Annotated in this window: 10 protein-coding genes and 1 pseudogene; all 11 read left to right on the top strand. The window is 63.7% G+C overall.

The features are described 5' to 3' along the window. The first annotated feature begins 111 nt into the window (after positions 1 to 111). Positions 112 to 1182, top strand: a complete 1071-nt coding sequence (locus tag WM94_RS22315) for a sugar phosphate isomerase/epimerase (RefSeq protein ID WP_061552114.1) — start codon at positions 112 to 114, stop codon at positions 1180 to 1182. Positions 1183 to 1215: 33 nt separating this feature from the next. Continuing rightward, on the top strand, positions 1216 to 2481 hold the full coding sequence (locus tag WM94_RS22310; protein WP_023660577.1) for an MFS transporter: 1266 nt from the start codon (positions 1216 to 1218) through the stop codon (positions 2479 to 2481). Between the two features lie 486 nt (positions 2482 to 2967). Then, positions 2968 to 4167: a site-specific integrase gene (locus tag WM94_RS22305; protein WP_023114164.1), complete on the top strand. Its 1200-nt coding sequence runs from the start codon at positions 2968 to 2970 to the stop codon at positions 4165 to 4167. Further along, on the top strand, positions 4164 to 5228 hold the full coding sequence (locus WM94_RS22300; RefSeq protein WP_031637050.1) for a YhcG family protein: 1065 nt from the start codon (positions 4164 to 4166) through the stop codon (positions 5226 to 5228). Before WM94_RS22305 ends, WM94_RS22300 begins: the two co-directional genes overlap by 4 nt. 352 nt (positions 5229 to 5580) lie before the next feature. Beyond that, entirely contained in the window at positions 5581 to 5973 is a 393-nt protein-coding gene (locus WM94_RS22295) for a hypothetical protein (protein ID WP_031637048.1), read from the top strand. A gap of 83 nt (positions 5974 to 6056) precedes the next feature. After that, complete coding sequence (locus tag WM94_RS22290; RefSeq protein WP_003111693.1) at positions 6057 to 6314, top strand: metal-sensing transcriptional repressor; 258 nt, start codon at positions 6057 to 6059, stop codon at positions 6312 to 6314. A gap of 9 nt (positions 6315 to 6323) precedes the next feature. Beyond that, a complete protein-coding gene (locus tag WM94_RS22285) occupies positions 6324 to 7634 on the top strand; it encodes an MFS transporter (protein WP_031637045.1) in 1311 nt (436 codons plus the stop codon). A 268-nt stretch (positions 7635 to 7902) separates the two neighbouring features. Beyond that, positions 7903 to 8253 carry a DUF2958 domain-containing protein gene (locus WM94_RS22280; protein ID WP_031637043.1) on the top strand — a complete coding sequence of 117 codons (351 nt, stop codon included), beginning with the start codon at positions 7903 to 7905 and terminating at the stop codon, positions 8251 to 8253. A 38-nt stretch (positions 8254 to 8291) separates the two neighbouring features. After that, positions 8292 to 8570, top strand: coding sequence for a hypothetical protein (locus WM94_RS22275; protein ID WP_031637040.1), 279 nt, complete (start codon positions 8292 to 8294; stop codon positions 8568 to 8570). Positions 8571 to 9278: 708 nt separating this feature from the next. Then, positions 9279 to 10103: a DUF932 domain-containing protein gene (locus tag WM94_RS22270; RefSeq protein ID WP_019396530.1), complete on the top strand. Its 825-nt coding sequence runs from the start codon at positions 9279 to 9281 to the stop codon at positions 10101 to 10103. 79 nt (positions 10104 to 10182) lie between these two features. Next, positions 10183 to 11517 (top strand): annotated as a pseudogene (locus WM94_RS22265) (ParB/RepB/Spo0J family partition protein); the annotation flags it as partial. Positions 11518 to 11608: the final 91 nt, after the last annotated feature.

Genomic DNA, 11608 nt, shown 5'->3' with positions numbered 1-11608 from the left:
TGCGTGGAAAGTGGCCTTATCAATTAATTGATAATGGATCTATCGAGAGTTCCTGGCTGGCGCGATAAAGGCTGCGCCGGTAGACCGGTGCCTGAACCAGGAACAACTCTAATGAACAACAAGATCCAGGAACGATTCAACGCCTTGCTGAGCCACAAGGTGGTCGAACACGTGGCTGCTCCAGTGCTGACAGCGGCACTGGCCCAGCGGCTGCTTGAGCGTCTCGGGCAATTGCGCCTGTTTGCCCACGCCTACCCGCTACTGACCAACCTCACCCACGGTCGTGTCACACCCGCGGACATGCTGGACTTCGCCTATCGCCACGAACTGCAAGGCCTGAGCCTGCACTTGCTCGACGGCGAGGAAAACAGCCTGAGCCAGATGTCGCCAGAGCAGCTCCAGGCGTTTGCCAGCAAGGCCAAGGCGCTGGGGCTGGATGTGCACCTGGAAATCAGCAGCACGCTGAAAAAGGATGTCGACCAGGTGATCGCCATCGCCAAGCAACTGGGGGTGCGCAACATCCGTGTCTACTCACGTTACGAGGGTCCGCTGTCGCGGGTCATGGACGTGATCGAGACCGACCTGCACTACCTCGCACAACAGGCCGATGCCAACGATCTGTACTTTGACTTCGAGCAGCATGAAGAACTCAAGAGCAGCGAAATTGCGCAGCTGCTCAACCGTGTCAACCACCCTCGCCTGCATGCCCTGTTCGACTTCGGCAACATGATCAATGCCTGCGAACAGCCTCTGCAGGCCCTGCACAACCTGGCGCCGCACATCCGCCAGGCTCACCTCAAGGGCGTACGCATCGTCCCCGAACAAAACGGCTTCGGCCATTACGGCGTGTTGCAAGGCAGCGACGAAGACGATCTGCCCAGCGCCCGCATGCTGTTCGAACTGTTGATGCTGGGCGAAGCAACCCCGCAAGTGATCGCGTTCATTCTCGAGCAGGAAAATCACTACGTGGCCCCGGCCTTCCGCCAGAGCCTCGAAGCAGCCGATCCATTCATTGCTTACCGGGAGATGAGCGAAACGCCGCTCCCGAAAGGCTACTCGCTCGAGCGCATGCTGGCCGACGAACACCGCTGGGCGAACAATCAGGTGGCCTATGTCCGAGGTTTGCTGGGCGAACTGCGCACCTTGGCTGAACTGACCCTGGCCGCTCCTTCCAACGCCTGAACCTGACGACCCGATTACGCCCGGAGAACAATAATGACAACTCAAAACAAGGCCAAATGGCTCAGATTCCTGATTCTCATCCTTGGTGGCGGCACCATTTACAAGCTGGCGAATCTCAAGGACGCCTTCTATGTCCCCATGCAGGAATTCATGGGCCTGAGCCACACTGAAATCGGCATGCTGTTGAGTGCCAACGCGATCATCGCGACTGCACTGTTCGTGGTTGGTGGCCTGCTCGCCGATCGCTACGACACGCGCAAACTGATCCCCCTCGGCCTGATCGGGACCGGGAGCCTGGGGTTGTACCTGGCGACCTTTCCGCCCTTCAGCAGTTTGCTGATCGTGTTCAGTCTGTTGGCCGTCTGTGCCGACTGCCTGTTCTGGCCATCGCTGCTCAAGGCCATCCGCAATCTGGGTGACGATCAGGAGCAAGGCCGGTTGTTCGGCCTGCTGGAAGGCGGGCGCGGCGTGGTTGATACGCTGGTGGCCTTTTCCGCACTGGGCGTGTTCGTCGCCATGGGCTCGGGGGAAGCCGGCCTGAAATCGGCGATCCTGTTCTACTCGGTCATCGACATTCTGGCTGGCACCCTGACCTGGGTCCTGCTCAAGGGCGGTAACGCGCAATCGGCCACCAAGCCGAAAAACGGTCTGGCAAACCTGATGGAGGCTATCAAGGTACCCGGTATCTGGTTGGTCAGCCTCAATGTGTTCATGGTCTACATCGTCTACTGCGGCCTGACCTATTTCATCCCCTACCTCAAGGAAATGTACGGGTTGCCAGTAGCGTTGGTAGGCGCCTACGGCATCATCAATCAATACTTCCTGAAAATCCTCGGCGGGCCTGCCGGCGGTTTCATTGCCGACAAGCAGTTCAAGAGCACCAGCCGTTACCTGAAGTGGGCATTTCTGGCGCTATTGCCGCTGATGGCCGTGATCATGCTGATTCCTAAAAGCCCGGGCTTCATCTATGCGGGGATGGCGGCCACCCTATCCTTCGCGCTGATTGTTTTCTCGATGCGCGGCGTGTTCTGGGCACCCATGGGCGAAGTCGGCATTCCCCAGCACATCACCGGCTCGGCCTTCGGCATCGGTTGCCTGATCGGCTATGCCCCCGGCATGTTTGCCTACGTCATCTATGGCGCGATCCTCGACCACTTCCCTGGTCAACAGGGCTACAACTATGTGTTCATTCTGATGAGCGTGCTGGCCATTGCAGGCTTCATGGTGTCCAGCCTTCTCTATCAAGCGGTACGCAAAAAATCCGTGCTCTCTGGCGGGGCCGACGCGGTACAAGCCTGATCGTCGTCACGGTTTACAGGAGGAGTCGTCCATCATGCCGACTCCTCCTCCGCCCACTCGACGAAATGCATTTTCATCCTGGAACGACGCGGCTGGAACCTCGGAAATGGCCAAATCCATTGATTGATAGTGACCGTTTTCGATCTGCAAGCGACGTCCAGAGCATTCTGCGTCGGTGACTGCGTCATAACCTGACACTCGGAACGAAACGCACTACTCCTTGCTTGCGCGGCCGGAGTGCCGCCTCGCCATGGACTCGCTCCAATTCGGAGCAAAAGCTGCAGCTCGGTGCATAGCGCGCCTTTTTTTGTTTCACGATGACTCCAGCCTGGTAGTTCGCTGGACTGCGCCGTAGCTAGATACAGCAGGTTTATCAATAACTTACGCGCGTCCATCATATGCCGGTGCTTTCTGAAACTTGACCCGGTTTTCCCTCGCGCCGCTCCTATCTGGCTCCTGGAATCCGGGTTGTTCCGAGGAGTCATCATGGCAAAGATCAAGCTCACTAAGACCGCCGTGGAGTCGGCCCAACCCCAGGCCAAGGATGTTGAACTGCGGGATACCGTGGTGCCCGGCTTCCTGTGCAAGATTACCCCGACCGGCCGCCGGGTGTTCATGCTCCAGTACCGCACGAACTCCGGCCAGCCCCGCAAGCCCTCGCTGGGGCTGTACGGGGAGCTGACCGTCGAACAGGCACGAGTCAAGGCACAGGACTGGCTGGCCGAGGTTCGCCGGGGCGGCGACCCCGGCGGCGCCAAGGCCGAGGCGCGCAAGGCGCCCACGATGGCCGAGTTGTGCAAGAAGTTCATGGAGGACTACTCCAAGAAGCGCAACAAGCCCAGCACGCAGGACGGCTATCAGGGCGTCATAGACCGCAACATCATCCCGCTGCTGGGCCGCAAGAAGGTGCATGACGTGAAGCGGCCCGACATTGCCGGGCTGATGGAGAAACTGGCCTACAAGCCGACCGAGGCGAACAAGACCTTCGGCGTGCTGCGCAAGATGTTCAACCTGGCCGAAGTGTGGGGCTACCGCCCGGACGGCACGAACCCGTGCCGCCACGTCCCCATGTACCCGCCGGGCAAGGAAACCCGGCTCATCGTGGACGAGGAAATGGTGCGGATCTTCCGCCAGTTGGAGAAGCTGGAGGCGGAGGGGCTGGAGAACTACGTCATCCCGCTGGCGATCCGGCTGCAATTCGAGTTCGCCGCCCGGCGCTCCGAAATCTGCCCGCTCGAATGGAGCTGGCTGGACTTCGAGAACCGGCGCGTGGTGTGGCCCGACAGCAAGGTCGGCGGCATTTCCAAGCCCATGAGCGAGGAAGCCTATCGGCTGCTTTCGACGGCGCCGCGCCGGGAGGGCTGCCCCTACGTCCTGCCATCGCCGAACGACCCGGCCAAGCACCTGACCTTTGGCGAGCACTATGGCGGCTGGTGCCGGGTGCTCAAGGCCGCCGGCGTCCCGCACGTCGGCACGCACGGCATCCGCCATCGCTCGACGACCGACATTGCCAATTCGGGCGTGCCGACCAAAGTGGGCATGAAGCTGACGGGCCACAAGACCGTAGCGATGTTCATGCACTACGTCCACACCGAGGACAAGCCGGTGCGCGATGCGGCCGAACTGGTGGCCAGCCGGCGCCAGGCCATCACGGGCGCGCGCCAGCTTGCGGAGGCGGCGGCATGAACACGCGCCGGTCATCCGCAGCATCGTCCGCAGCGCCTTCGGCGCTGCTGGGCGACATTCGGGCACTGATCGAGGCGGCGCGCAAGCGCGCCGCCTCGACGGTGAATAGCGAGCTGACGATGCTCTATTGGCGCATCGGCCAGCGCATCCGCACGCAGGTCTTGGACGGGCGCCGGGGCGCTTATGGCAAGGAAGTCCTGCCCACCCTGGCGGCGCAGTTGGTGAAGGAGTACGGCGGCAGCTTTGCCGAGCAGAACCTGCGCCGCATGGTGCAGTTCGCGGCCACCTTCCCCGACGAGCAGATTCTCGTATCACTGATACGAGAATTGAGCTGGACGCACTTCATCGCCCTGATCCCGCTGAAAGACCCGCTCCAGCGGGACTACTACGCACAGATGGCGAGCGCCGAACGCTGGAGCGTGCGGACGCTGCGCGAGCGCATCGACTCGATGTTGTACGAGCGCACGGCGCTGTCTCAAAAGCCGGGCGAGACGATCGCACAGGAGTTGGCGAAGATGCGCGATGCGCAGCGCATGTCGCCCGCCCTGATCATGCGCGACCCCTACATCCTCGACTTCCTGGGGCTGCGGGACACTTGGCAAGAAGGCGACTTGGAGGCGGCGATCATCCGCGAAATGGAGTCGTTCTTGTTGGAGCTGGGCGCGGGTTTCAGCTTCGTGGCCCGGCAGAAGCGCATCCAGATCGACGGCGAGGATTTCCACCTCGACCTGCTGTTTTACAACCGCAAGCTGCGGCGGCTGGTGGCAGTGGAGTTGAAGGTCGGCGAGTTCAAGGCAGCTTTCAAGGGACAGATGGAGCTTTATCTTCGCTGGCTGGACAAGCACGAACGGGAGCCGGAGGAAGCCTCGCCTCTGGGGATCATCCTTTGCACCGGCAAGAAGCGCGAGCAGATCGAATTGCTGGAGTTGGACAAGTCGGGCATCCACGTCGCCGAGTACCTGACCGCCTTGCCGCCGAGGGGCGTGCTAGTGGAGCGGCTGCAACAAGCAACGCAACGGGCGCAGTTGCAGATCGAGCAGCGCAAGACCGACAACGAGTAGTCCTGTCTCAAGCAGTCGGGCGTCCCGGCGTGCCGCCGTCGCGCTGTCGTGCTGCGCATCGAGCCTCGCTGCGCGAGTCTCGCCCCTGTCGGGCTTCCATCACTGACGCCTCCGGCCCGGCTCGCTGATCCGCGCCTGCGCGCTTCGCTTGCCAAAAACCCGCGTGCGTGGGGTGGTGTGAGGGGGCGGTCTTGCTGTGTCCCTTCACCGTATCACGGCGTTCTCGCCGTGCAAGGGCTGCGCGCGCCTTGCGCGCTTGCGTCCTGGCGGCCGTCTGCGACCCCTGACTGCTGCGCTGCGCCGTGAGGGCGACGGTTCCGGGCAATTCCGCCCTTGCAACCGGAGAACCGTCATGAACGACAAATCACACGTTTCCCTCGAACAGCACGTTTGCCTGGTCTGCGGCACGGCGTTCGACACCGGCGCGATCCTGCTGGACAAGCGCCTGCGCGCGAGCATGGAGCGCCACACGGCGACCGGCTGGGGCCTGTGCCCCGAGCATCAGAAGCTGGCCGACGATGGCTTTGTCGCGCTGATCGAATGCGATCCGCAGCGCAGCGGCTCGCAGGCTGGCGGGCGCATGAAGCCCGAGCAGGCATACCGGACGGGCCGGCTGGCCCATCTGCGGCGCACGGTGTTCGCGCAGGTGTTCAACGTGCCGATCGCGGACGAGCAGGCTTGCGTGTTCGTTGAGCCTGGCGTGATCGAGCAGTTGCAGTCGATGACAGCGCCGGCGGCGGGCTGATTGCGTCGTGCGGCCTTCGGTGCGTCGCTCCTTCGCGGGCGGCGCACTTTTTCATATCCCCCCAGGGGGGATACAATTGCCACATGAACGCGACACACAAGCACTCAACCCATCCCGATCTCGTGAAGCGGCTGAAACGCGCCGATGGTCATCTTCGGCACGTCATAGGGATGATCGAAAGTGGCGAATCCTGTCTCGACATCGCCCGCCAGCTCGCGGCGGTGGAAAGCGCGGTGACGGCCGCAAAGCGCGTCCTGATCCACGACCACATCGACCATTGCCTGGCCCATGACGAAGACTCCGTTTTGACCGAAATGAAGGCACTGACCAAACTGCTCTGAGGCCCGCCGATGCTCTCCGTCCTGAAGAACCGTACCTATCGTCACCTGTTCGCCGCTCAGGTGATTGCGCTTGTCGGCACCGGCCTGATGACGGTGGCCCTTGGCCTGCTTGCCTACGATCTGGCCGGGGCGAATGCCGGCGCGGTACTCGGGACGGCACTCGCAATCAAGATGCTGGCCTATGTCGGAGTCGCCCCGGTCGCGCAGGCGTTCGCCGACCGGCTGCCGCGACGGTCGTTGCTCGTTGCCCTTGACCTAGTACGAGCATCCGTTGCGCTCTGCTTGCCCTTTGTCAGCGAAATCTGGCAAATCTATCTGCTGATCTTCGTCTTGCAGGCGGCGTCCGCAGGCTTCACGCCGACCTTTCAAGCCACTATCCCGGACATCCTTCCCGACGAAGACGAGTACACGAAAGCACTGTCGCTTTCCCGGCTGGCCTACGATTTGGAAAGCCTGATCTCCCCGATGCTGGCCGCCGCGCTACTGACGGTCATCAGCTTCCACAACCTGTTTGCCGGAACGGTTCTCGGCTTCCTCGTGTCAGCCGCGCTTGTGGTCAGCGTGAGGCTTCCCACAACCGTTCCCGGCCCGCGTCGTGGCATATGGGATCGCACTACGCGGGGCACGCGCATTTACCTCGCCACGCCGCGCCTTCGGGGTCTGCTGGCGATCAGCCTCGCTGTGGCAGCAGCGGGGTCAATGGTGATCGTGAACACGGTGGTCATCGTGAAGGCACGCTTCGGGCTGGGCGAATCCGAGGTAGCGTGGGCGCTGGCGGCCTTCGGAGGCGGGTCGATGGTTGCGGCCTTCGCGCTGCCTCGCCTGCTCGACAAGATTGCTGATCGACCTGTCATGATTGCGGGAGCGGCGATGCTGGTTGTGGGAACGGCAGCCGGGGCAATGATTCCGACCTATGCCATTCTGGTGGTGATCTGGTTGGTGGTCGGCTTCGGCTACAGCGTGGCGCAAACACCTTCCGGCCGGCTGTTGCGCCGCTCCGCTCATCCCGAGGATCGCCCCGCGGTCTTTGCCGCGCAATTCGCCCTGTCCCATGCGTGTTGGCTCATTTGCTATCCCTTGGCCGGTCGCTTCGGCGCTGCCTTTGGGCTGCAATCGACCTTCATCATCATGTCGCTGATTGGTCTTGTCGGAGTGGGACTGGCGCTGTGGCTCTGGCCCGCTAGTGATTCTTCCGACATCGCCCACGATCACCCTGATCTACCGCCAGATCATCCTCACTTGCGCGAACATGCAGACCGAGGCGGGCATCGTCATCCCATGATCGTTGACGATCTGCACCGGGACTGGGCGCGCATTTAAGAACTGCCCGCCTTTCACATCGCTGATGCCTCCGGCCCGGATTGCTATTCGGGCCTGCGCGCTTCGCTTGCCAAAAACCCCGTGCGTGGAGGTGCGAGGGAGGCCGTCTTGCTGTCCCCTTCATCGTGCCACGGCGTTCTCGCCGTCAAGGGCTGCGCGCCGATGGCGCTTGCGTCCTGGCGGCCGTCGTTGACCCCTGACTGCTTGCGCTGCGCCGTGCCCCGGAAGGGTCGGGCAATTCCGCCCGGCAACCTTTCAGGAGTTCACCATGAACAACGCACTCATCACTGACGAGCAGCGCATCGTGCTGCTGGCCAACGGCCGCGAATCCTTGGAAAACGCGGACTTCGATCCGGCGCCCGTGGTCAAGCTGTTCACGCCGGACGCCGGCGCGACCTGGCTGCTGACCGAGATTGATCCCGACGACCACGACCACGCCTTTGGTCTATGCGACCTGGGCCTGGGGGCACCGGAAATCGGCTGGGTCAGCCTGGGCGAGCTGGCGACGGTGCGCGGCGGGCTGGGCCTGCCGATCGAGCGCGACCTGTCTTTCCGGGCCGAGAAGCGATTGAGCGCCTACGCGCGCGATGCGCGGCTGGCCGGACGAATCGTTGTCTGACCCGGCCCTGGGAGCGCCGCAAGGCGCTCCTCAATGCCATGAGCAGCCACCACGACTACATCATCGAAATCACGGCGCAGCACGATGCGCTCAAGCCGTTCGCACCGGAGAACGGACAACCCTTGCGCTTCAAGATCGGCGACGCGGTGATCTACACCAACGAATACGGCGCACAGTTCCGGCACCGCGTCACCGGGTTCTACCGGCCCACCGGGCTGTCGGGTCTGTACGCGCGCGGTGCGCGCTACCTGCTGGACTCGTCATCGCCGTGGATGCCGGCTGCGGAATCCAGCCTGCGCCCTGACGACTCGGCGTGATGCCTTCGCGCGCCTTCCGGGGCGCTGCGCGCTTCGCTTGCCTCCAGGGGAAAGCCCTGCGGGCTATCCCCGCCGCGCAATGCTTGGCGCCCCTCAAAGACCGCCGAACCGGCTGCGCCGGATCGGCCAGACCACGGCAGTCGCTGTCGAACCTGTTTCCCGATGACTGGCGCATGAGCTTGTGCATCGAGCCTTGAAGTCCGGACGTCCCCGGCCAAGAAACATGGCCGGTCGCGCTGTCGTGCGCGTAGCGCATCGAGCCGCCTGCGGCGTCTCGCCCCATTCGGGCTTCCATCGTTCCCTCGCTCCGCTCGGCTGACGCCTCCGGCCCGGATTCCTAGATCCGGGCCTGCGCGCTTCGCTTGCCGTGCGATCGGCGTGTTGAGGGGCCGTTGCCATGTCCAGCCGTCTCCCCTGACTTCATCACCTTGTCCGCGACTGTAGCCCGCGCCCGTGCGCCGTCAAGGCGCGCAGGGCCGTGTCCTCGCTTCGCTGCGGGCCGCACCAACCCTGCGCTTGCCTCCTTGACGGCCCCCGTCCGCGCGCTCCTGACCGTCGCGGGCGATGAACTCAGGAAAGACGGTGGCAACAGGGCCAACCGGGTTCCTCGTGCCGACCGCACCAAACAGCCGAAAGGCTGGGCTCCGAATCTAGGAATCCGGTGTGCGGTGAACAGCAAACCCTTTTTTCTTTGTCAGGAGAAATGCCATGCAACTCGCATCCCGCTTCGCTTCCCGTTCCCCGGTGCTGCGTTCGGAACGTCCCTTGTCCGATGACCAAATCCGGGCAGTGGCCCCGTCCATCTTCGCGGAGGCACCACACGAAAGCCGCTCCGAGCGGTACAGCTACATCCCCACCGCGACCGTGCTGCAAGAACTGCGCGGGGAAGGCTTCGAGCCTTTCATGGTGACGCAAACCCGCGTGCGCCACGACGACCGCCGCGACTACACCAAGCACATGATCCGGCTGCGCCACGCCAGCCAGATCAACGGCCGCGAGGCCAACGAAATCATCCTGCTGAACTCCCATGACGGCACCAGTAGCTATCAGATGCTGGCCGGGATGTTCCGCTTCGTTTGCAGCAATGGCCTTGTCTGCGGCGACACCGTGGCCGACGTGCGCGTGCCGCACAAGGGCGACGTAGCCGGGCACGTCATCGAAGGCGCTTACGAAGTCCTGCACGGCTTCGACCGGGCGCAGGAATCCCGCGATGCCATGCGCGCCATCACGCTCGACGCCGGGGAATCGGAAGTGTTCGCCCGCGCTGCGCTGGCGTTGAAGTACGACGAGGACAAGCCCGCGCCCATCACGGAATCGCAAATCCTGATGCCGCGCCGCCACGACGATGACCGCCGCGACCTGTGGAGCGTGTTCAACCGCACGCAGGAGAACTTGACCAAAGGCGGCTTGTCCGCCCGCGCCGCGAATGGCCGCCGCCAGACCACCCGGCCCGTGCAGGGCATCGACCAAAGCGTGCGCCTGAATCGCGCCCTGTGGCTGCTGGCCGATGGCCTGCGCCAGTTGAAAGCCTGAATCCCCACGCGGCAGGGGCAGGCAGCAGCCCTTGCCGCTTCTCTCGCTGCTGCATCCCTAACCGCAAGGAGTTATCACCATGAACGCCGTACTCAAAACCGAAATCGCCGCCATCGAAACCGCCGCACCGCTGGAAATGGCCGACCCGTCCAAGAACCTGATTCTGGTTCCGCTGTCGCAGTTGCTGCCGCGCCGCTCCAAGCGCAACGCCCGCAAGATGCCGCGCCTGTCCATCCCCGAACTGGCCGCGAGCATTGCCCGCATCGGCCTGCTGCAAAACCTGATCGTCATCCTTTCCGCCGATGGCGAGGCTTACGAAGTGGTGGCCGGTGATCGCCGCCTGACCGCCTTGAAGCTGCTGGCGAAGAAGAAGCGCATCCCCGCCGACTACGAAGTGCCGTGCCTGCTGGTGCCCGATGCTTCGGCCCGCACCGTCAGCCTCGCGGAAAACCTGATGCGCGAGCAGATGCACCCCGCCGACCAGTTCGAGGCGTTCGCCGCGCTGGTCAAGGAAGGCCGGCCCATCGAGGACATTGCCGCCGACTTCGGCGTGTCCCCGCTGGTGGTGCAGCGCCGCTTGAAGCTGGCCCACATCGCGCCGCGCCTGATGGCCGACTATCGCGCCGGAACCGTCACGCTGGAACAGTTGATGGCCTTGACCATCACCGACGACCACGCCGCGCAGGAAGCCGCGTTCTATGGTGCGCCGGAATGGCAGCGCAGCCCGTCCAAGCTGCGCGAGCGCCTGACCGAGCGCGAAATCGACGCCACGCACGCGCTGGTGCGCTTCGTCGGGCTGGACACCTACCGGCAGGCAGGCGGCGGCATCCGCCGTGACCTGTTCGCGGAAGGCGATGCCGGAACCTACCTCACCGATACCGCAGTGCTGGAAACGCTGGTGCGCGACAAGCTGGCAACGCTGGCCGAGGACGTGCGCGCCGAGGGGTGGGCATGGGTGGAGGCCGTGCCGCATCTGGCCTACGAGGAACGGCAGGCGTTCCAGAACGCCCCGCGCCATCGTCGCGAGCCGACCACCCGTGAGGCCCGCCGCATCGCCTCGCTGGAAACCCGCCTCGAAAAGATCGACGGCGAACTGGAAGAAGCCTGCGACGCCGAGGACGAAGCCAAAGCCGAGAAGCTGGAACAGCGGCGCGATCAGGTGGTCGGGGAACTGCAAGACGCGGAGGACGCCTTACAGGGCTACACCCCCGAAGTGCGCGAGGTGGCCGGTGCCATCGTCACCATCGACCGCAACGGCGAAGCCGCCATTCATCGCGGCCTGCTGCGCGAAGCCGAGGCCAAGGCGCTGCGCACGCTGGAAAAGCTGCGGCGCGGTTTCGACAGCACCGAAGGCGAATCCGCCAACGACGAGCACGAGGACGCCGACGCGCCCAAGGCCGCAAGCCTGGCCGATGGCTCGGGCTGGATGCCCGCCATCTTCAAGGCCGCTGGCCCGCAGGATGCCGCGCAGGAAGAAGGCTCGGAGCAGGACGCCACGGAGGATG

Origin of the sequence: Pseudomonas sp. ABFPK, from assembly GCF_001586765.1 — a bacterium.
Lineage (GTDB): Bacteria > Pseudomonadota > Gammaproteobacteria > Pseudomonadales > Pseudomonadaceae > Aquipseudomonas > Aquipseudomonas asiatica.
The sequence above is the reverse complement of the archived record's forward strand: the minus strand, read 5'-3'. Positions and strand labels throughout refer to the sequence as shown.